Raw genomic sequence first — 21335 nt, 5'->3', positions numbered from 1 at the left:
CTCGCGGGGCCGCTGCGGTGCTCCTGATCAGGTGGCCGGCCACCGTGACCTGCACGACCCCTGGGGCCATGAGCGAGCGGGACGGGTACGGGGTACGCGATCCGCTCGCCGATCGGCCGCCGGGCGCCGGACTCCGGTCGCTCTGGAGCCGGCCGACGGCGTGCGGCAGCCCGCCGACATCCCGACCCGGGCATTCGCGGGAAGCTGACGAGCGGGCGAGGCGGCCGGCCGCGGCTGAGGCCGGAGAAACCCGTGCCACCGACAACGGCGGCCCTCCCGCCTGAGCCGCCGCCGCGCCGACCAGCGGCCATGAGCGAGCAGGACGGGTACGCGTACGCGCTCCCGTCGCCGATCGACTACCAGGACGCCGACGCCGGTCCCAGGTCGCCGGTCGCTCCCGAGCCGGCCGCCGACGACGTGCGGCAGCACGTCGGCATCCCAGCCCAGGCGTTCGCGGGAAGCTGACGAACGCGCGAGGCGGCCGGCCGGCGCGGCCGGGGCCGGAGAAACCCGTGCCACCGACGACGGCGGCCCTCCCGCCGGAGCCGCCGCCGCGCCGACCAGGGCAGTCGCGGGGCCGCCACCCGCCGCACTGTCTCCCCGGCCCGGGCCCCGGAGCCGTCGGTGGCGCGAAACTGGGCGTGGACCCCTGTCGAGACGAGGTCCGTCAGGAGATATCTTGATGTCGAGCAATGTTGCAGACGTGGAGCGGAGCACCCGGTGACTGACTCGACCATCATCTATACGCACACTGACGAGGCCCCGGCCCTGGCAACGTATTCCTTCCTGCCGGTGGTCCGGGCGTACGCCTCGCAGGCGGGTGTCGCCGTCGAGACCCGCGACATCTCGCTGGCCGGGCGCATCATCGCCCTGTTCCCGGAGTACCTGACCGAGGACCAGCGCATCCCGGACGCCCTCGCCGAGCTCGGCGAGCTGGCCAAGACGCCCGCCGCCAACATCATCAAGCTGCCGAACATCTCGGCGTCCATCCCGCAGCTCAAGGCCGCGATCGCCGAGCTCCAGGGCCAGGGCTACGCGCTGCCGGACTACCCGGACGACCCGAAGACCGACGAGGAGCGCGAGATCCGCGCCCGCTACGACAAGGTCAAGGGCTCCGCCGTGAACCCGGTCCTGCGTGAGGGCAACTCGGACCGCCGTGCCCCCGCGTCGGTCAAGAACTACGCCAAGTCCCACCCGCACCGCATGGGCGCCTGGTCCGCCGAGTCCAAGACGGACGTGGCGACCATGGGACAGAGCGACTTCCGCTCCACCGAGAAGTCCGTGGTGATCGCCGAGGACGGCGCGCTGCGCATCGAGCTCGTCGGCGACGACGGCAGCACCACCGTGCTGCGCGAGTCCGTACCCGTCCAGGAGGGCGAGGTCGTCGACGCCTCCGTGATGCGGGTCGCCGCGCTGCGCGAGTTCCTGACCGAGCAGGTCGCCAAGGCCAAGGCGGAGGGCGTGCTGTTCTCGGTGCACCTGAAGGCGACGATGATGAAGGTCTCCGACCCGATCGTCTTCGGCCACGTGGTGCGCGCCTTCTTCCCGAAGACGTTCGCGAAGTACGGCGACAAGCTCGCCGCGGCCGGCCTGACCCCGAACGACGGTCTGGGCGGCATCTACAAGGGCCTGGACGCCCTGCCCGAGGGCGCCGAGATCAAGGCCTCCTTCGACGCCGAGCTCACCGAGGGCCCGGAGCTGGCGATGGTCGACTCCGACAAGGGCATCACGAACCTGCACGTGCCCTCCGACGTCATCATCGACGCCTCCATGCCGGCCATGATCCGCACCTCCGGCCACATGTGGGGCCCGGACGGGCAGGAGCAGGACGCCCTGGCGGTCATCCCGGACTCCTCCTACGCGGGCGTCTACCAGGCCGTGATCGAGGACTGCAAGGCCAACGGCGCCTTCGACCCGTCCACCATGGGCACGGTGCCGAACGTCGGCCTCATGGCGCAGAAGGCCGAGGAGTACGGCAGCCACGACAAGACCTTCGAGATCGCCACCACGGGCACGGTCCGCCTGGTCGACCAGAACGGCACCGCGCTCATCGAGCAGACGGTCTCGGCCGGTGACATCTTCCGCGCCTGCCAGACCAAGGACGCGCCGATCAGGGACTGGGTGAAGCTGGCCGTCACCCGCGCCCGCGCCACGGGCGACCCGGCGGTGTTCTGGCTGGACGAGACCCGCGCCCACGACGCCAACCTGATCGCCAAGGTCGAGCAGTACCTGCCGGAGCACGACACCGAGGGCCTGGACATCCGGATCCTGAACCCGGTCGAGGCCACGAAGCTGTCGGTGGAGCGCATCCGGCGCGGCGAGAACACCATCTCCGTCACCGGCAACGTGCTGCGCGACTACCTGACCGACCTGTTCCCGATCCTGGAGCTGGGCACCAGCGCCAAGATGCTGTCGGTCGTCCCGCTGATGGCGGGCGGCGGCCTCTTCGAGACGGGTGCGGGCGGCTCGGCGCCGAAGCACGTGCAGCAGCTGGTCAAGGAGAACTACCTGCGCTGGGACTCCCTGGGTGAGTTCTTCGCCCTCGTGCCGTCCCTCGAGCAGTTCGCCAAGGTGACGGGCAACGCCCGCGCCCAGGTCCTCGCCGACACCCTCGACCGCGCCACGGCGACCTTCCTCAACGAGGACAAGTCCCCGACCCGGCGCGTCGGCGGCATCGACAACCGCGGCAGCCACTTCTACCTGTCCCTGTACTGGGCGCAGGAGCTGGCCGGGCAGACCGACGACGCGGACCTGGCGAAGGCCTTCGGCCCGATCGCCGAGACGCTGGCCGCCAACGAGCAGAAGATCGTCGACGAGCTGAACGCCGTCCAGGGCAAGCCGGCCGACATCGGCGGCTACTACCAGCCCGACCCGGCGAAGGCCGCCGAGGTCATGCGCCCGTCCGCCACGTGGAACGAGGCGCTGGCGTCCCTGAGCTGACGCCCCGGACCACTCGGTCCCTCCGCTCCGCCCCGGCCTGCGCACCGCCCGGCCGGGGCGGAGTTATGTTCGAAGAGGCCGGGCTTTCGAGCGGAGCCCCCCGACACCGTCCCCTGGAGCCGCCGCGTGACCGACGACCTCCGGTCTTTCGACGTCCTGCCCGGTGCCGGGCGCTCCCCCGTGATCCTGCATGTCCCGCACTCGGCGCGGGAGATACCGCCGTCCGTGCGGGCGGACATCGTGCTGGGCGACGACGAGCTCGCGCGGGAGCTGGACCACATCACCGACGCGCACACGGCTCAGATCGCCGAGTCGGCGTCCGGGGCGGCCGGTGTCGTCCCGTGGCGGTTCGTCAACCGGCTGTCGCGGCTGGTCGTCGACCCCGAGCGCTTCCCCGACGAACGGGAGGAGATGCGGGCCGTCGGCATGGGCGCGGTCTACACCCGGACCACGCACGGCGCCGTGCTGCGGTCCGGGAAGGTCGAGGCCGGGCCGCTCGTCCAGCGGTACTTCCTGCCGTACGCGCGGGCGATGACGCAGGCCGTGGCGGACCGGCTGGCGGCCACCGGGCGGGCCGTGATCATCGACGTGCACTCCTATCCCCGGGCCCGACTGCCGTACGAGCTGCACGGGGAGGGACCCCGCCCGCCGGTGTGTCTCGGCACCGACTCCTTCCACACCTCTCCTGCGCTGCTGGACGCCGCGCGGCAGGCCTTCGGGGACGTCGGGGAGACGGGGCTCGACAGCCCGTTCAGGGGGGCCTATGTGCCGCTGGAGTTCTACGGGACCGACCCGCGGGTCGAGGCGCTCATGGTGGAGATCCGCCGGGACACCTACATGACCGAGCCGGGCGGTCCCGCCGGTCCCGGCCTCGAGCGGCTCGCCGCCGCGCTGGCCCGCCTGGTCGACGCCGTGTCCTGACCGAGACCTGCTCGACGAACTGGTGGACGAGGTCGTACGGGACGGTCCACCGGCCGATCCGACTCGGCCCTGCCCACCGGGTTCCGGCCCAACCCGGGCACTGCCCCGGCTTCCCCCCGGCGGGCCCGCGGACTTGAGGCCTGCGCCCGGTTCCCCCGGCGGCCTCGCCGGCCTGACGCCTGCACCCGGTTCCTCGGCGCGCCCGTGAGCCTGTGTGCCCGGCGCAGTCGGCCGCCGGGCGCACGGCATCCGGGGACTACGCCCGGAGCCACTCCGTCACCACCACGTCCCCGCCGGTCCGCAGCCGCAGGGCGAAGGGGCCCAGGGGCGGTGCGTCGGCGGTGAAGCGGCCCAGGTCGTCGGACGTGAGCGAGGAGCCGGGGCGTGGTCCGGTCAGGACCTCGATCCTGGCCGGCTGAGGCGGCAGCACCTGCCCCATCAGCCCGTGTCCGGTGACCTCGACGTCGACGGTCACCTCGCCCGCCTGGAAGGTCAGCATCCGGGGCGGGTCGCCGGCTCCCCGGACCGGCAGGGCGTCGACCAGCGAGTCGAAGGTGAGTTCCGCGACTCGGGCGTCCAGGTCGTGCAGCGCGTAGGCGTCGACGGCGATCTGCTGGAGCTCCGCCGGCACGGGGTCCAGGACGGCGGCGGCCCGCCGGAGTTCCTCCTCCAGCAGCCCCGCGTCCAACGCCTCGTCCCCCCGGTCGTCTTCGTCGAACAGCTCGTCGTCGCTCAAGTCGCTCATACCGCCCCCCGCGCTTCGAGCCGGGCCCGCAGGCGGCGCAGACAGCGCTGGCGCAGCGGCCCGATGCTGCCCACCGCGATCCCGAGCGCGGCGGACACGTCCTGGTAGCTGGGCGGCGGGGTGGCCATCAGCACCCGCAGCAACTGCCGGCACCGCTCGCCCAGTTCCTCGAACTCCTGCCACAGCCGCCGTACCCGTTCGCTCTGGGCGGCGGCCTCCTCGGAGTCGAGCAGCGACTGTTCCGGCGTGCCGTCCTCGCTGACCCGGTCCAGGAGCCGTGGATCGTCCGTCAGGGTCAGCCGTCGCGAGCTCCGGATGACCTTCAGGCACTCGTGGCGCGCGGTGCTCGCCAGCCAGGCGCCGGCCTTGCCGGGTTCCCGGATCCGCCCGAGGTGCTGGGCGAAGCGGAACCAGGCGGTCTGGTAGACCTCGTGGGCGTCCGCGTCGGACAGCCGGTGGGCCCGCACCACGGACCACACCAGGGGGCTCAGCCCTTCCACGAGCGCCTTCCAGGCCGCCGCGTCGCCGTCGGCGGCGGCCTGGACGAGCGCCCCGGCATCAGTACGGTCCACGGCAGCCCCACCCCTCGAGTACGGCACGTCATCGTACGCCGCGGAGGGGGCGGTTCCGGCCCTCACAGACCGGGGGCGAGAGGGACGACCGGGACAGGGCGCCAGGTGGGCGGGCGCAGCGCGGGTACCTGCGCCCCGCACACCTCCGCGAACCCGGTGTCGGCGGCGAGCAGTCGCCGCCGGGCCGCGCGCGGGTCGGTCTCCTTGTGCGCCGTCATGTGGGCGGCGACCAGACCGGCGGTCACCGGGGTGGCGAACGAGGTGCCGCTCCACTGCGCGTACCCCTCGAACATCACCTGGTCCGGCTTGGCGGAGGCGTTCTCGTCGCTCAGCACTCCGGTGTGGCGGGGGTGCCGGCAGGTGCAGCCGTAGGTGAAGCCGTAGCGGCAGGCGTCGTACGTGGAGTGCTGGTAGACGTACGGGACGGGTGTCTCGAAGCCGGTGAGGGCGCTGGTGAGGCGCTCGCCGGGGGCGTAGACCTTCACCCAGGAACCGTGGTTGGTGAAGCAGGCGCCGGACTCGCCGTCGCTGCGCAGCGCGCCGACGGACAGCACGGAGTCCTCCCAGCCGGGCAGGTCGGCGTAGGCGGCGGGCCAGAAGGGCGTGGCGCTGCCGTTGTTGCCGGCGGCGGCGACCAGCAGGGTGCGCTGCTCGCGCAGTTCCCGCATGAAGTTCTCCACGCCGAGCAGGCCGTCGGTGCGGCCGTTGGAGGTGCCGGCGGAGAGGCTGAGGACGTCGGGCCAGCCGCCGGCGTCGACGGCCTCGAAGAGCTTCTCGCCGAACTCCGACTCCAGGATGGCGCCGGCGTCGTTGAGGCTGCCGCGCACGGTGATGTCGGTGTTGGGGGCGACTGCGGCGACGAGCCCGGCGATGAACGTGCCGTGCCCGACGTACTGCTGGAGGATCCCCTGCTCGTCGCACTCCTGGACCTGGGCGTCGCCGTCGGCGTGGGCGAGGAGCGTGCAGGAGCGGTAGTCGTGCGTGAGGCCGGTGTCGACGACGAGGACGCCGACGGCGGTGCCCGGGTCGTACGCCGTGTCCGCGGCCGCCGGGTTGGGCGGCTCGCTCGCCGGGACGGGTACCGGTTCGTCGCCGGGGCAGGCGTTGACCGCGATGTGCACCACGTGGTTGCGGGCGACCATCCGGTGCCCGGCCCGGGCCTCGCGCTCGCGCACGGACCGAAGGGCCTGCGCGACGGCCCGGTCGGTTCCCCGGCTCCCCTCGCCGGGGTCGCCGACCCTGATCCGGGTGACTCCGCTGCGGTTGGCCCGCGGGCCCGCCCGGCGGACCTGGCCCTGGTCGAGGTCGGGTGCCGCCGTGAAGTGCGCCCGTACGGTGTCCTCGACGATCCGGGCCTCCTCGCCGTCGCGGACGAGGACGACGCCCTTCTCGTACATGAATTCGGCCGAGTCGTCCGGTCCCATCGCCAGGGGGACGTCCGGCATCGAGCGCTGGATCTGGTCGAACTGCTCGTGGAATCGCTGAGGTGCCATGCGGGTCCTCCCACTGGGCGACGGCGTCGGTCGGTGCGGCGAACGGTCGTCGGTACTCGTCGACAAGAGCCGTCGGGCGGCTTTTTGATACAGAGCCAACCCTGTGTGCCGCGGTTCGGGGGCCACTACCATCCGAGGAGTGACAGCGGGAAGCGGCTCGGTGCAGGAACTGCTGCCTATGGTGTTCGCCGATCCGGGCGAGGCTCTCGCGAGGGCCCGGGCGCTGCTCGGCGCCGATCCCTCTCCGCTGGACGCCTCCGTCGCGCATCAGGTGATCGGTATCTGGCAGCGGGATTTCGGTGATCTGCGGCTCGCGCTGAACCACCTGCGGCGGGCCCGGGAGTTCGCGGCGCGGGCGGACTCGGCCGACCGGGAGGCGGACGTGCTGGCCACCCTGGGGGTGGCGCTGGTGCACGCGGGGCGCACCCGGGAGGGCCTGGCGGCGTTCGAGCGGGGCGTCGCGCGGGGCGGCGGGCACACGCGGGCGCGGGTGCTGTACCGGCGGGCGTACGTGTGGTGGGTGCTCGGTCACCATCGCGAGGCGCTGGAGGACGTACGCCGGGCGATTCCCGTGCTGCGCCAGGCGGAGGACGTGATCTGGACGGCGCGGGCGCTGACCCTGCGGGCGACCGTGCACCTGGCGCTGGGCGCGGTGGAGCGGGCCGAGGCGGACTTCACCGCGGCCGAGACGCTGTGGGAGACCACCGGCCAGGAGCACGACAAGGCCGACGCGGTGGAGAGCCGGGGGCTCGCCGCGTTCCGGTCCGGTGACGTGCCGGCGGCGCTGCGGCTGCTCGACGAGGCGGAGGAGCGCTACGCCCGGCTGGGCACGCCGACGTTCATGCTGAACATCCGGCGCTGTGAGGTGCTGATGGCGGCCGGGCTGGCTCCCGAGGCGCTGGCCGAGGCGGACGCGGCGATCGGGAAGCTGGACGGGATCGGCGGGCAGTCCACCCGCAAGGCGGAGCTGCTGCTGGCCGCCGCCCGGGCCGCACGGCTGGCCGGGGACCCGCACACCGCGATCGCCCGTGCCGCCCTGGCGGTACGGCTGTTCGCCGGGCAGCGGCGCACCTGGTGGGAGACGCACGCCCGGCTGGTGCTGATCGAGGCGCGGCACGCGGCCGGGCGCGGCTCGGGGCGGCTGGTCGCCGACGCCGCCGCGGTGGCCGGGAAGCTGGCCGCCTTCGGCGCGCCGGCCGCACCGGAGGCGTCGCTGCTCGCCGGCCGGATCGCGCTGGGCCTGGGCTGGACGGCGGACGCGGAACGGCATCTGGCCGTCGCCGCCCGCAGCAGACGCAGCGGCCCGCCGCTGGCGCGGATGACGGGCTGGGCGGCGCAGGCGCTGCGGGCCCGGGCCGCCGGGTCCACCCGGGGCGTGCTGGAGGCGTGCCGGCGCGGCCTGGACGTGCTCGACGACCACCGGATGACGCTGGGCGCCTCGGAACTCCGGGCCCGCGCCACCGAACAGGGCGCGGAACTGGCCGCGTTGGCCGGACGGGCCAGCCTCGCCTCCGGCGGCCCGCGGCGGCTGCTGGTGTGGAGCGAGCGCTGGCGGGCCACCGTGCTGTCCACCCCGCCGACCCGGCCTCCCGCCGACCCGGAACTGCTCAGCGGCATGACGGCCTTCCGTGAGATCGCCTCCCGGGCGGAGGCCGCCCGGATGGAGGGCCGGCCGGTTCCGGCCCTGGAGCGTGAACAGCGGCGCCTGGAGCGGCAGATCCGCTCCCGGACCTTGCACATGCGCGGCGAGGCCCCCGGTGGCGGTGATCGTTTCGACGTCGGCCGGCTGCTGGAGCGGCTGGGCGACGAGGTGCGGCTGGTGGAACTCGCCGTGCTGGACGGGCGGGTGCAGGTGCTGCTGTGCGGGCAGGGGCGGGTGCGCAGGTTCGAGGCCGGGCTGCTGGCCGACGCGGAGACCGAGGCCGAGCACGTGCAGGCGGGGCTGCGGCGGCTGGCGCACCCGGGGGCCGAGGCGCGGCTTCCGGTGGTGGAGGCCGCGGGGCGGCGGCTGGAGGAACTGCTGCTCGGACCGGCCGCGGCGCACCTGGGCGGCGGCCCGGTGGTGATCGTGCCGCCGGGACGGCTGCACCGGGTGCCGTGGGCGCTGCTGCCGTCGCTGCGGGAACGGGTGCTCAGCGTGTCGCCGTCGGCGGGCAGTTGGCTGCGGGCCCGGGAGACCGCGCCGCCACCGGACGGCCGCCATGTGCTGGTACGCGGCCCGGGCCTGGCCACGGGCGGCGCCGAGGTGCCCGAACTGGCCGACCGCTATGCCTGTGCGACGGTTCTTGAGGACGACGAGGCGCGGGTGCCGCGGGTGCTGGAGGAGCTGGACGGGGCCGCGCTGGCGCACATCGCCGCGCACGGCACGTTCCGTGCGGACAGCCCGCTGTTCTCCTCACTGCGGATGGCCGACGGCCCGATCGTCGTGCACGACTTCGAGCGTCTGACCCGCAGCCCCTACCGGATCATCCTGTCCTGCTGCGACACCGCTCTCCTCGCCTCCGTCGGCGCCGACGAACTGCTCGGCCTGGTCACCGCGCTGCTGCCGCTCGGCACGGCCGGGGTGGTGGCGTGCAGCGCGCCCGTCAACGACGCCGCTGTGGTGCCGCTGATGCTCGCGTTGCACAAGGGCCTGGGGGCCGGCCTGTCCCTGGCGGAGGCGCTGCGCGACGCCCGGGCCGCCCTGCCGGGCGACGCGCTGCACCAGGCCACGGGGTGGGCGTTCTCGGCGTTCGGGGCGGCCTGACCCGTCCCCTGTTCGGGTCAGGCCGCCGGTCAGGGTGCGGCCTCAGGCCGGCTGGGCTTGCGGGACTTCCGTCAGCCAGGGCAGGGCGCCGCGGTCGCTCGCGCCGAGGCGGGCGTAGGCGCTGTACAGGTGGTTGCCGACGGTCCGGATCGACAGGGTGAGGCGTTCGGCGATCTGCCGGTTGCTCAGGCCCGCCGCCGCGAGCGTGACGATCTGCCGTTGCCGGGCGGTGAGTTCGCCGAGGACCAGCCCGGACAGGGCGGGTGTGCGGGCACCCTGGCAGCGCCGGGCCAGGGCGACGGCCCGGGTGCGGGAGTGGCGGGCGGCGCTCGGATCACGGTGGGCGCGCACGGCCTGGGCGTGCGCCTCCGCGGCGAACAGCGTGAAGCCGCGCCGCTCCAGCTCCTCGGCCACCTCGTCCAGGGCCGGGCCGTCGGCACGGGTCAGCGCGTCGGCGTGCCGGGCGAACACGCCGGTCAGCCGGTCGATGACCTTCTCGGGGGCGCCGAGACGGACGGCGTCGTAGGGGTCGGTGAGGGCTTCGAGGTCCAGGTCGCCCCGGATGTCCACCGGTGCGGAGGCGCGGGAGAGTTCGTCCCGGCACGACGCGTCCCCGGGATCGCCCCGCAGGCCCTCCCTCGCCCAGGCCTCCGCCTCCCTCACCTCGCCCCGCAGCCGGGCGAACCGGGCGCGTACGGCGGCGTACCGGCCGAGCAGCGGGCCGCCCTCGGCGACCAGCCACTCCCCCACCGGCGTGGGCATCGCCCGTACGTCGTCCCGGTCGATCCGGCGGGCCAGTGCGGCCGACTCGGCGTCGAGCGCCGAGGCGTACGCGTCCGGCGTCCGGGCCAGCCGACGCGCCCGCAGCCGGCCGGCCGCGGCTCTGAGCACGGGGCCGTGGAGGGGGTGGGCGAGGCGGACGCCGCCCAGGTCGTCGACCTCGATCAGGCCGTCGGACTCCAGGACTTCGAGGGCTCCGAGGTCGAGGTCGTCCAGTGTCCGCGAGAGGGGTTCGGCGAAGGCGAGGCGGTCGAGGGTCTCCCGTTCGAGCGGGCAGGTGCGGCCGAGGACCTGGGCGGTGCGTTCGCGGACGGCCGTGGTCAGCGGCACCGGGCCGCGCCACGCCCGTTCGCCGGTTCCGGGCACGGGGGTCAGCAGTCCGCGGACGGCCCCCAGAAGGTCGCGCAGCAGCCGCAGGTCGCCCTGACTCAGGCGCCGCAACCGGTTGACGGTCAGTGGTTCGAGGGGTCCGGCCCCGGCCGCCGCGAGCAGTTGCGCGGTCTCCTCCTCGGGCAGCCGTTCCAGGGCGAGACGCGGCAGCAGCTCGCCGGTCCACAGCCGGGAGATCGCACCCGGCACCGGGCTGCCGTCCGTGGCGACGACCAGCAGGCGGGTGCGGCCATGCACGGCGAGCTGGTGGACCAGGGCGGCGGAGGCGTCGTCGAGCAGCTGGGCGTCGTCCACGACCAACGTCCGCATGCCCGACAGGAGCTGGACCGCGCGGTGCAGGGTGACCGGCTCCGGCAGCAGATGGGCGAACGCGGCGAAGGGGATGGCCCGGCTCTCGGGCGTACCCGCCGCCCGGGCGCAGTCGGTGCCGCGGAGCGCCTCGGTGACGAGGCGGGTCTTGCCGCAACCCGCCGGGCCCGTCACCACGATGCCGCGGCGTCCGCCGGCCAGGGACCGGCGGACCAGCTCCAGTTCGTCCTCCCGCCCGGCGAACGGCCAGGGCAGCTCCAGCGTCGTCGCGTCCCGCTCGTAAGTCGTCACACATGCATGAGCGCCGCTGCTCACTTCTGATACAGGGCGACTTGAGTAGCCCCCGACTCAGGCGCCCGGGACCGGCCGCGGGGCAGGCTGTGGCCATGACCGCACGCTACTGCTCGCTGGCACAGGCGCCGGCGCCCGCCTTCGCACCCGGGCTGGCGGCCGAGCGGCTGAGCGCACTCGCGAGCGGGCGGCGGATGTGGGTCAACGGCACGGTCCTGCACTACTGCTTCTTCGACCGTGACACCGACGCGTCCGTCATCCCCGTGCCGGGGACGGGGATGACGCGACGGGTGTCGTGGGTCGGCGCCAGGGAGCAGCGGGACGTGGTGCGCGAGTGCTTCGAGGAGTGGCAGAACCTCGGCATCGGGATCACCTTCGCCGAGGTCGACGACCCTTCGGAGGCCGAACTGCGCATCGCGTTCCAGTTCGGCGCCGGCTCCTGGTCGGCGGTGGGCCGGGACGCGCTGCCGGCCGGCCGGAACGAGCGCACCATGAACTTCGGCTGGGACCTGATCGCGCCCGGGGAGCGCGGGACGGCCCTGCACGAGATCGGGCACGCGCTCGGCATGCTGCACGAGCACCAGAGCCCGTTCGCCGGTCTCCACTGGGACGACGAGGCCGTGTACGCCGAACTGGCGGGCCCGCCCCACCACTGGAGCCGGGAGCGGACGCACTACAACATCCTGCGCAAGCTCGACCCGGACGAGGCCAACGGCTCCGTCTGGGACCCGCATTCGATCATGGAGTTTCCGTTCCCGTCGGGGCTGGTCCTGGAGCCCGAGCAGTACCGGGCGGGTCTCAGCCCGCCCGGCACCCTGTCCGCCGCCGACAAGGAGTTCGCGCTCCGCTGGTATCCGCCGGCACATCCGGCGGGCCCGCCCGCGCTGGTGCCGTTCCGCTCGGCGCCGCTCGGTCTCGGGCCGGGCGAGCAGGCCGACTTCGTCGTCGACCCGCCGGAGACCCGCACGTACACGCTGGGCACCTTCGGCGACAGCGACGCCGTCGTCGTGGTCTTCGAGGAGCGGGACGGGGAACCCCGCTACCTCGCCGGGCAGGACGACGGAGGTACTCCGCACAACGCCACGGTCAGCGTGCGGCTCGTCAAGGGTCGCCGCTACTTCGTCCGCGTACGCCTGTACTCCGCCTGGGGTTCCGGCGAGACGGCGGTGATGTGCTGGTGACGGCACGGATCCGCCGCGCGGGCACCTGAGCCACAGTCCGGCGCCGGGGGAAGGGTCGAGGACGTCGCCTCATGGGGGTGGGCGACGTCCTCGACCACGCCATGCGTCGTCGGCCACGCCGCCCTGAACCGCCGGGTGCGGCCCGCCGGAGCGTGCGCCGCCATCCGCTCGTTCACGCCGATGCCCGGCCGGGGCGAGCGCGACTCCTTCGACGCGCTGCTGCGCCATCCGGGCGTCGTGGCCCGTCAGTGGGGCGCCGACGGAACGCTGCCTATACCCGTGCCGGTGAGGAGACACAGCCGCACCCCGACGAGTGGCGATCGAGCACCACCGCCGACAGTCCTGAAGAACGGGACGCGGCGAAGACGATCCGCGACCGGATGCTGTCCATGCTGGCGACCAAGGACATGGACTTCATGCAGCCCACCATCACCTTCAACCAGCGGGCACAGACTGTGCTGGTGACCGGTGGGCCGGTTTCGCAGTTGCCCGAGGACCATCAGGACGTGTTCCGCAGGGTCGGCGAGATGGCGGCCTGCTCGACCCTCGCTCATCGCCTCGAGAACGACCCGACCACCTGGCCCTACGGCCGCTTCTCCGTCCATTGGAAGACATCCGACGGCGACCTCGGCGCAGCGGCCCTCGGCTTCGGAGAGGCCACTGACGGCTGCGTCGCGGAGACAGCCGGCCAATGGCACGGAGACGAGTTCGGTATGGCAACGGCTGAGATTCCCAGCAGTGACAAATCGGAGATCCGCGTCGCCGACGCCACGGTCAAGGCCATCGTCGCCACCTGGAACGCCCATACCGCCGAGACAAACGAGGACGCCCTGACGGTCAACGACGGCATCAGCCTCGGCTTCGACCCCGTCGAAAGCGCCGCGTACGTATGGACCGACGATCCCAACAGCCGATTCGCCAGCCGCGCTTCCCAGTCCAACCTGAAAGGCGCCGTCGAAGCGGCGGTCTGCCGCAAACTCACCGACGAGTTCAACAGCGACAAGAGCTGGAACTACACACGGTGGGCCGTCGCCGTCCACGACGCGTACACCGGCACGCGCCAGTTCGTCGGCTCGGGCACCTGCACCATTTGAGTGCCGCGATCACCACGCCCGCGAAGCACGAAGGCCGCTCTCTCATGGATGAGAGAACGGCCTGCGACCTGCGTTTCCGCACAGTCGGGACGACAGGATTTGAACCTGCGACCCCTTGACCCCCAGTCAAGTGCGCTACCAAGCTGCGCCACGTCCCGATGCGCCCTCGCGCGGGTGAACCGCGTGATCGCGCAGGTCAACCCTACCGCATCCGCACACCGTGCCCTCGTGGACATCCAGCGGCGGGTAACCGGTGATCGCACACGCGCCGAGGGGTTTCTCGCCGGGCTCCGAGGCGGCCTCGTCGCGTCCCCCGCACCGGCCGCCGAGATGTGCCCCGGTCCAGCCGACGAGGGCCGCTGTCGACACGGCGACGGCCAGGACGGCCCACCAGGGCAGGTCCGCCTTGGTCGCGTGTCCGGCACAGGACGCGATGGCGAGGAGGCCCGTGACGGCACCTCCGGTCGCTTCGGCTCGCCGGACACGCCGGTCCCGCGCGTCATCCACCCGTTGCTCCCCCTTCGCCCTAGGATGCCCGCAAGCCTCAACTCATGGGCATATGCCGCAAACAATACGCTAAGTCGACGGGTACACCTGACCAGGGCATAGAGGTCGAGACGGACAACGCGGTCCGTTCCCCGCTCAGGGAAGTGCGAACGCCGGCGTTGCCCTCGGTCACTACGACGGCCGCGCCGTCGTCCCCCGGATCTCCAGTGTCGGCGCCGCCAGTTGGAGCCGCCCCTCTCCCCCGGGCCGCTCGAACCGGTCGAGGAGGAAGCGGGCGGCGCGGCGGCCGACCTCGTGGCCGGCGTTGTCGACGGTGGTGAGCCACAGGTGGCGCAGCCGGGAGATGCTCGTGTTGTCGTAGCCGACGACGGACACGTCGTGCGGGACGCGCAGGCCCAGTTCCTCCGCCGCGGAGAGGGCGCCGACGCAGGTGATGTCGTTGACGGCGAAGACGGCTGTGGGGCGGTCGGGGCGGCTGAGGAGGCGGACGGTGGCGCGGTAGCCGCTCTCCTCGGTCATGTCGCCGGTCTCGACGACGGCCCGGTCCGCCAGGCCGTGCGCCCGCATCGTCGCCTCGAAGCTGCGGCGGCGCAGTTCGCCGACGGCTCCGTAGCCCGCGAGGTGCGCGATGCGGCGGTGGCCGAGGCCGATGAGGTGCTCGGTGACCAGCCGGGCGCCCTGCTCGTCGTCGCCGGCGATCTGGTCCACCCCGGGTGGCACGGGCTCGCGGGCACCCGCCAGCACCACCGGCATCCGCTCGGCGACCGCGCCGAGGGCCGCCGGATCGGGCAGGGTGCCCACCACGACCAGACCGTCGACGCGGAGGTCCAGGAGCGGTTCGGCCGGGTCCTGGCCCGTGCGGCGGTTGAGGCGGGCGTCGGCGAGCAGCATCTGCAGGCCGTTGGCGTGCAGGAGGGAGTTCAGGCCGTCGAGGAGTTCGACGAACCACGGGTTGCGCAGGTCGTTCAGCAGGACGCCGACCGTGCGGGTGCGCCGCTCGCTGAGGCTGCGCGCGGCGGCGTTGGGCCGGTAGCCGAGCTCCTGGGCGGCTCGGAGCACGGCCTCGCGCTTCTCGGCGCGCACCTGGTCGGAGCCGCGCAGCACCAGGGAGACCAGCGACTTGGAGACGCCGGCCCGTTCGGCAACGTCGCGGATCGTCGGCGCTCTCATGAGGTGGACCGTTCCATGCGGGTCAGCTGCTTGTCAAAGGGTTGACAGCAACGGGAAATCCCGCCCAGGGTGGCCGGGACAGGTTGTGGAACGGTCCAAAGAGGGGCTCTCATGGTGGACACGCTCGGCGTCGCCGTCGTCGGTTTCGGCTGGATGGGGCGGGTGCACACCCAGGCGTACGCGCGCGTGCGGCACCACTATCCGCAGCTGCCCCTCGTTCCGGAGCTGGTCACGGTCGCCGAGGAGGTGCCGGGCCGGGCGGAGGAGGCCGCCGCGCAGTTCGGGTTCGCGTCGACCACGCGTGACTGGCGTGAGGTGGCCGACGACCCCCGGGTGCGGGCGGTCAGCATCACCGCGCCGAACTTCCTGCACCGCGAGATCGGGGTCGCCATGGCCGAGGCGGGCAAGCACATCTGGATCGAGAAGCCGGTGGGTCTGACCGCCGGGGACGCCCGTGCGGTGGCGGACGCGGTGGCCCGGGCGGGTGTGCAGGGTGCCGTCGGCTTCAACTACCGCAACGCGCCCGCCGTCGAGGCGGCCCGCGAGCTGATCGCCTCGGGGGACATCGGCACGGTCACGCATGTGCGCATCCGGCTGTTCAGCGACTACGCGGCCCATCCCGAGGGCGCGTTGACGTGGCGGTACGAGCGGGAGCGGGGCGGCAGCGGCGTGCTGGGCGACCTGGCCTCGCACGGCACGGACCTCGCCCGTCACCTGCTGGGCGACATCGCGTCCCTGACGGCCGACACGGCGATCTTCCTTCCGGAGCGGGCCCGTCCCGCCGGGGCGACGGCGGGCCACAGCCGCGCATCCGGCGGCGAGCTCGGCCCGGTCGAGAACGAGGACTACGTCAGCTGCCTGCTCCGCTTCGCCTCAGGGGCGCGCGGTGTGCTGGAGGCCTGCCGGGTCTCGGTCGGCGAGCAGAACAACTACGGCTTCGAGGTGCACGGCACCAAGGGCGCGGTGTTCTGGGATTTCCGCCGCATGAACGAGCTGGGGATCAGCCACGGCACGACCTACCAGGACCAGGCCGTCACGACGGTGTACGTCGGCCCCGGCCACGGCGAGTTCGCCGCGTTCCAGCCCGGCGCGGCGAACGCCATGGGGTACGACGACCTGAAGGTCATCGAGGCGTACCGCTTCCTCCGGTCGGTCGCCGAGGGCACCCCGCACGGGGCGACCCTCGCGGACGCCGTGCACAGTGCGGCCGCGCTGGACGCGATGGCGCGGTCGGCGTCGAGCGGTGCGTGGGCGGACGTGGCTGCGGGGGCCTGACGTTCAGCCCGCCGCCCTCTGGGGGCGGCGGCCCAGAACGAACCTCACCGGGGCGAGGACGAGCCACAGCCACATGGCGTGGGCCCCGGCCACCAGGGCCAACGGGACGGTCACCGCGAACACCACCACCAGCGTGGCGCTCTCGAGGAGGTAAGGCGTGCTGCTGGTGTCGGATGGGGTGCCGTCACGGAGCCAGGGGCGTTTCGCCAGGACGGCGGCCAGTGCCAGATGGCAGGCGCCCAGTGCGGCCACCGCCGCCGCGTACACGGCGACCGACACGGGCACGTCGCCGTACTCCGCGAGCAGCCTGGTCGGGAAGGGCACCAGGGCCGCGACGCCCAGGCCGGTGAGGGACAGGATGACCACATGTCCGTCGACCTCCCGTACGTCACGGAAGATCCTGCGGTGGTCGCGCCAGAAGCTGCCGAGCACCGCGACGCTGAGCGCGTAGGCCCCGAGGTCCGGGAGCAGCCGGTGCAGGGCTTGTCGATACTCGTCCGCGTCCAGGCCGCGCGGGACGTAGAGGTCCAGGACCAGCAGCGTGATGGCGATGGCGAACACGCCGTCGGCGAGCGTCAGCAACCGGTCCGGCCCGCCGTCCGGGCGCGAGGTCCACATGAGGACGACCGTAGGGGCCGTGGCGCACCGCGCTCCGGATACACGCCGAGGTCCCGCCCGACACCACCCGGGCTCACACGGCCGTCGCCTGCGGCGGCATGTTGTACGGCGTCACCACCTGGATCGCCGACGGCAACGACGGCCCGGCCGGCGGCAGCGCGCCGTGCGCCCGCATGACCGTGTGGCAGGCTTCGCGCACGTCCTGACGCAGGTCGTGGTGGAGCACGGCGGACAGGCGGTGCGCGCGCAGCAGCCGGGTGTTGTCGTGGTCCAGGTCGTGCGCGACGAACACGGCGCAGTCGCGGCCGAGGTCGTCGAAGGCCTTCAGCGTGGCGATGTTGCCGCCGCCGATCGAGTACACGGCGCGGATGTCCGGGTCGCGTTCCAGCGCGGCCCGGACGAGGTCGTACTGGGTGGCGTCCAGCCCCTGCCCCTCGGCGATCTCGACCAGCGTGCGCTCGGGGTGCCGGGCCCGCATGGCGCTGCGGAAACCCATCTCGCGCTCCTCCTCGTTGCGGAAGAAACCGCTGCTGAGGCTGGTCAGGATGTTGCCCGGGCGCTCCCCCAGCCACTGGCCCATCAGATACGCGGCCGTCGCGCCCGCCGCCCGGTCGTCGATGCCGACGTAGGCGCGGCGGGCGCTGGCGGGCAGGTCGGTCACCAGGGTCACGACCGGGATGCCGGCGGCTTCGACGCGGCCGACGGCGGCGGTGACCTCGGGGACGTCCGGGGCCTTGAGGATCACGCCCTGCGAACCGCGCCGGGTGATCCGGTCCAGGATCCGCACCAGCTCCCCGACCGGGCCGGTCTCGCGGAAGTGGAAGCGGGAGCGCAGCACCGCCGGGTGCAGGGACGGCAGCTCGGCCTCCAGGGCGGCGCGGATCGCGGTGGTGAAGCGCTCGGGCGCCTGCATCACGATGTCGACCATGAACGTCCTGCCGACGAGCCTGACCTGGGTGCGCTGCCGGTCCAGATCGGCTATCGCCCGGCGCACCTCCTGCGCGGTGCTCTCCCGGACCCCGCCGCGCCCGTTGAGGACGCGGTCGACGGTCGCCTCGCTCAGGCCCGCCTGACGGGCGATCTCCCGGATCGGGAAGGGGTGGCCCATGCGCCGGCTCCTTGAGGGGTTTTTGATGGCTGCCTGCTGGTTGTTCGAGGGGTTTGTACTGACAAGAATGACAGGGCTGCGTCGCTCCATGACCCCGAAGGGACGACGATGTCCTTCACTTCCGTACACCCCCGTGTCTGGCTGTCCGAGCAGGACTGCGATCTCGACGCGTTCCGCGCGCTGGTCGAGCGGGCGACGGACCCCGCCGACTATCCGCACGCCTCGGCCGTGGAGCGGAACGTGCCGGTCTACGACGCCGGTCTGCTCGAGGGCGACCGGGTGGTCCAGGCCGAGCTGGTGCGCGCGCTCGCCGAGGGGCCCGGCATCGTCGTCTTCCGCGGTGCCTTTCCCGACCCGGAGGTCGTGGACCGGGCCACCGCCGTGTTCGACGCCCTGATCGCCGAGCAGCGCGCCTCGGGCGCGACGGCCGGTGACCACTTCGCCAAGCCGGGCGCCAACGACCGGGTGTGGAACGCGCTGGAGAAGGCGGCCCTGTACGACGCGGAGGCGTTCGCCGACTACTACGCCAACGACGTCCTGGCCCTCGTGGCGACGGCCTGGCTGGGCCCCGGCTACCAGGTCACCTCGCAGCTCAACGTGGTCAACCCGGGCGGCGCCGCCCAGACCGCGCACCGCGACTACCATCTGGGCTTCCTGTCCGACGAGGCCGCCGCCGCCTACCCCGGGCACGTGCACCGCCTCTCCCCCGTGCTGACCCTCCAGGGCGCGGTCGCGCACTGCGACATGCCGGTGGAGTCGGGGCCCACGATGTATCTGCCGCACTCGCAGACGTACGAGCCGGGCTACCTCGCCTGGCGGCGCCCGGAGTTCCGGGCGTACTTCGAGGCGCACCAGGTGCAGCTGCCGCTCGCGAAGGGCGACGCGGTCTTCTTCAACCCGGCTCTCTTCCACGCCGCCGGCACCAACCGTTCGGCGGACATCCGGCGCATGGCCAACCTGTTGCAGGTGTCGTCCGCGTTCGGGCGCGCGATGGAGACGGTGGACCGGGAGGCCGTGGCGAACGCGGTGTACCCCGTGCTGCTGAAGCGGAAGGCCGAGGGCGCGAGCGACGCGTGGCTGGCCAACGTCATCGCGGCGAGCGCCGAGGGCTACCCCTTCCCCACCAACCTCGACAGCGATCCGCCGGTCGACGGCCTGGCCCCGCCCTCGCAGGCGGATCTCGTGCGGCGGGCCCTGTACGAGGGGTGGCCGCCGGAGGTGCTCCGGGCGGAGCTGCGGGCCGGTACCGCACGGCGAGAGAGCTGAGGGACATCGTGGGACTTCTCGACGACAAGGCCGTCCTGGTCAACGGCGGCAGCCAGGGTGTCGGCGCCGCCATCGCGCGGGCCGCGGTCCGCGAGGGGGCGGTCGTGGCCGTCACCGGGCGGCGCCCCGGGCCCGGCGAGGCCCTGGTGGCGGAGCTGACCGCCGCGGGCGGCAAGGCCTTGTACGTCCGGGCCGACCTGTCGGACGCCGCGCAGGCGAAGGCCTCCGTGGCCCGGGTCGTGGAGGCGTACGGCCGCGTCGACTGCCTCGTGAACTCCGCCGGGCTGACCTCCCGGGGGACGCTGCTGGACACCACGCCCGAGCTGTTCGACCAGCACATCGCGATCAACCTCAAGGGGCCGTTCTTCGCCATGCAGGCGGCGGTCGCGGACATGGTCGCGCGTGAGGCACCCGGCACGATCGTCAACATCATCACGTCGTCGGCGCACGGCGGGCAGCCGTTCCTGGCGCCGTACGTCGCCGCGAAGGCCGGCCTGATCGGCCTGACCCGGAACGCCGCGCACGCGCATCGGTGGGACCGGATCCGGATCAACGGGCTGAACATCGGCTGGACGGCGACGGAAGGCGAGGACGCCACGCAGAAGGCCTTCCACGGGGCCGGGGACGACTGGCGTGAGGTCGCTGCTGCCCGGCTGCCCATGGGCAAGTTGGGCCAGCCGGATGAGATCGCCGAGTTTGTTGTGTTTCTGCTGTCGGAGCGGTCCGGGGTGGTTACCGGGTCGGTGATCGATTGGGATCAGAACGTGCTCGGAGGACTCGACTAAGGATTTGCCGCGCTTTGTCGTTGGTCGTGTGCGGCGCCGTTGTGGCTCGTCGCGCAGTTCCCCGCGCCCCTTAGGGGCGCATCACACCCTGCAACAAGGAGCAACACCCCATGCGTATCGGAATCCTCGGTCTCGGCCGCATCGGCGCCTTCCACGCCGAGACCCTTTCCGGGCTCGACGCCGTCGAGTCCCTCGTCGTCACCGACCCGTTCGCGGACGCCGCCAAGGCCGCCGCCGAGCGGTTCGGCGCAGAGGTCGTGGACTCGCCGGAGGCCCTGCTGGCCGCCGGCGTGGACGGCATCGTCGTCGCGGCCGCGACGGACGCCCACCCCGCGCTGATCCTGGCCGGGGTGGAGGCCGGCATCCCCGTCTTCTGCGAGAAGCCCGTCGCCAAGACGATGAGCGAGGGCGTCGAGGTGCTGAAGGCCGTCCAGGGCAAGGGCGTGCCGATCCAGATCGGCTACAACCGCCGCTTCGACACCGGTTTCGTCAACGCCCGCGCCGCCGTGCAGGGCGGCGAGCTCGGCAAGCTGCACACGGTCCGCTCGACCACGCTCGACCCGGCGCCTCCGCCCGCCGCGTACATCGCCGCCTCCGGCGGCATCTTCCGCGACTGCTCGGTGCACGACTTCGACATCATCCGCTGGGTGACCGGACGTGAGGTGACCGAGGTGTACGCCGTGGGCGGCAACCGCGGGGCCGACTTCATCAAGGAGGCCGGTGACGCCGACACCACCGGCGCGATCCTCACCCTGGACGACGGCACCATCGCGGTGGTCTCCAACTCCCGCCACAACGCCCGCGGTTACGACGTCCGCATGGAGATCCACGGCTTCACGGACTCCATCGCCGTCGGCCTGGAGGACAAGCTGCCGCTGCGTTCGGTCGAGCCGGGCGTGACCTTCCCGGCGGGCACCCCGCACGACTTCTTCATGGACCGCTTCACCGAGGCCTACCGCGCCGAACTGACCGCGTTCACCGAGGTCGTCGCCGGCACCCGCCCCTCCCCCTGCACGATCGAGGACGCCCTGGAGGCGGGCTGGATCGCCGACGCGTGCACACTGTCGCTGCACGAGCACCGCCCTGTGACGATCGCGGAGGTGCGGGAGGGCTGACGGCCGTCCTTGTCGCGCGAGGTCAGGTC

17 protein-coding genes and 1 tRNA gene are annotated in these 21335 nt (G+C 73.1%); 10 read left to right on the top strand and 8 right to left on the bottom strand.

Annotated elements, in window-relative coordinates; all coding sequences use genetic code 11:
- Positions 1-309 precede the first annotated feature (309 nt).
- The 3 genes from ABFX81_RS05500 (at position 310) to ABFX81_RS05490 (ending at position 3861) form a co-directional block, all read left to right on the top strand.
- A complete protein-coding gene (locus ABFX81_RS05500; protein WP_346137687.1) occupies positions 310-465 on the top strand; it encodes a hypothetical protein in 156 nt (51 codons plus the stop codon).
- A gap of 255 nt (positions 466-720) precedes the next feature.
- Positions 721-2940: an NADP-dependent isocitrate dehydrogenase gene (locus ABFX81_RS05495; RefSeq protein WP_086852950.1), complete on the top strand. Its 2220-nt coding sequence runs from the start codon at positions 721-723 to the stop codon at positions 2938-2940.
- Positions 2941-3066: 126 nt separating this feature from the next.
- Complete coding sequence (locus ABFX81_RS05490) at positions 3067-3861, top strand: N-formylglutamate amidohydrolase (protein ID WP_086852953.1); 795 nt, start codon at positions 3067-3069, stop codon at positions 3859-3861.
- A gap of 256 nt (positions 3862-4117) precedes the next feature.
- On the opposite strand, the gene ABFX81_RS05485 is transcribed toward ABFX81_RS05490, so the two are convergent.
- From ABFX81_RS05485 to ABFX81_RS05475, 3 genes are all read right to left on the bottom strand, one after another.
- On the bottom strand, positions 4118-4606 hold the full coding sequence (locus tag ABFX81_RS05485; protein WP_086852955.1) for a hypothetical protein: 489 nt from the start codon (positions 4604-4606) through the stop codon (positions 4118-4120).
- Entirely contained in the window at positions 4603-5178 is a 576-nt protein-coding gene (locus ABFX81_RS05480; RefSeq protein ID WP_346137686.1) for an RNA polymerase sigma factor, read from the bottom strand. The genes ABFX81_RS05485 and ABFX81_RS05480 overlap by 4 nt, the downstream gene beginning before the upstream one ends.
- A 62-nt stretch (positions 5179-5240) precedes the next feature.
- On the bottom strand, positions 5241-6671 hold the full coding sequence (locus ABFX81_RS05475) for a S8 family serine peptidase (RefSeq protein WP_086854632.1): 1431 nt from the start codon (positions 6669-6671) through the stop codon (positions 5241-5243).
- A 178-nt stretch (positions 6672-6849) separates the two neighbouring features.
- On the opposite strand from ABFX81_RS05475, the gene ABFX81_RS05470 reads away from it, so the two are divergent.
- The gene (locus ABFX81_RS05470) at positions 6850-9417 is read left to right on the top strand and encodes a CHAT domain-containing protein (RefSeq protein ID WP_086854631.1); all 2568 of its coding nucleotides are present in this window, start codon (positions 6850-6852) and stop codon (positions 9415-9417) included.
- A gap of 42 nt (positions 9418-9459) precedes the next feature.
- On the opposite strand, the gene ABFX81_RS05465 is transcribed toward ABFX81_RS05470, so the two are convergent.
- Positions 9460-11187, bottom strand: coding sequence for a LuxR family transcriptional regulator AbsR2 (locus ABFX81_RS05465; RefSeq protein ID WP_346137685.1), 1728 nt, complete (start codon positions 11185-11187; stop codon positions 9460-9462).
- 95 nt (positions 11188-11282) lie between these two features.
- Between ABFX81_RS05465 and absR1 the strand changes: the two genes are divergently transcribed.
- Positions 11283-12368: a beta-glucuronidase AbsR1 gene (absR1, locus tag ABFX81_RS05460; RefSeq protein ID WP_086854928.1), complete on the top strand. Its 1086-nt coding sequence runs from the start codon at positions 11283-11285 to the stop codon at positions 12366-12368.
- Between the two features lie 71 nt (positions 12369-12439).
- Positions 12440-13462, top strand: a complete 1023-nt coding sequence (locus tag ABFX81_RS05455) for a hypothetical protein (RefSeq protein WP_346137684.1) — start codon at positions 12440-12442, stop codon at positions 13460-13462.
- Between the two features lie 84 nt (positions 13463-13546).
- Here the strand turns inward: ABFX81_RS05455 and ABFX81_RS05450 are convergent.
- Together ABFX81_RS05450 and ABFX81_RS05445 are read right to left on the bottom strand one after the other, a co-directional pair.
- A tRNA-Pro gene (locus ABFX81_RS05450) sits at positions 13547-13620 on the bottom strand.
- Positions 13621-14140: 520 nt separating this feature from the next.
- Entirely contained in the window at positions 14141-15139 is a 999-nt protein-coding gene (locus ABFX81_RS05445; RefSeq protein WP_086854927.1) for a substrate-binding domain-containing protein, read from the bottom strand.
- Between the two features lie 111 nt (positions 15140-15250).
- Between ABFX81_RS05445 and ABFX81_RS05440 the strand changes: the two genes are divergently transcribed.
- Positions 15251-16414, top strand: coding sequence for a Gfo/Idh/MocA family protein (locus tag ABFX81_RS05440; protein ID WP_086854926.1), 1164 nt, complete (start codon positions 15251-15253; stop codon positions 16412-16414).
- Between the two features lie 3 nt (positions 16415-16417).
- On the opposite strand, the gene ABFX81_RS05435 is transcribed toward ABFX81_RS05440, so the two are convergent.
- Together ABFX81_RS05435 and ABFX81_RS05430 are read right to left on the bottom strand one after the other, a co-directional pair.
- On the bottom strand, positions 16418-17032 hold the full coding sequence (locus tag ABFX81_RS05435; RefSeq protein ID WP_346137683.1) for a TMEM175 family protein: 615 nt from the start codon (positions 17030-17032) through the stop codon (positions 16418-16420).
- A 73-nt stretch (positions 17033-17105) separates the two neighbouring features.
- A complete protein-coding gene (locus ABFX81_RS05430; protein ID WP_086854925.1) occupies positions 17106-18140 on the bottom strand; it encodes a substrate-binding domain-containing protein in 1035 nt (344 codons plus the stop codon).
- 108 nt (positions 18141-18248) lie between these two features.
- Here ABFX81_RS05430 and ABFX81_RS05425 point away from each other — a divergent pair, with 108 nt between their 5' ends.
- From ABFX81_RS05425 to ABFX81_RS05415, 3 genes are all read left to right on the top strand, one after another.
- Complete coding sequence (locus ABFX81_RS05425) at positions 18249-19406, top strand: phytanoyl-CoA dioxygenase family protein (protein ID WP_086854924.1); 1158 nt, start codon at positions 18249-18251, stop codon at positions 19404-19406.
- 8 nt (positions 19407-19414) lie between these two features.
- Positions 19415-20191, top strand: a complete 777-nt coding sequence (locus tag ABFX81_RS05420; RefSeq protein ID WP_086854923.1) for an oxidoreductase — start codon at positions 19415-19417, stop codon at positions 20189-20191.
- A gap of 110 nt (positions 20192-20301) precedes the next feature.
- Complete coding sequence (locus tag ABFX81_RS05415) at positions 20302-21306, top strand: Gfo/Idh/MocA family protein (RefSeq protein ID WP_086854922.1); 1005 nt, start codon at positions 20302-20304, stop codon at positions 21304-21306.
- The last annotated feature ends 29 nt before the right edge of the window (positions 21307-21335 follow it).

It is taken from the genome of Streptomyces coeruleofuscus (assembly GCF_039532725.1).
GTDB lineage: Bacteria > Actinomycetota > Actinomycetes > Streptomycetales > Streptomycetaceae > Streptomyces > Streptomyces coeruleofuscus.
The sequence above is the reverse complement of the archived record's forward strand: the minus strand, read 5'-3'. Positions and strand labels throughout refer to the sequence as shown.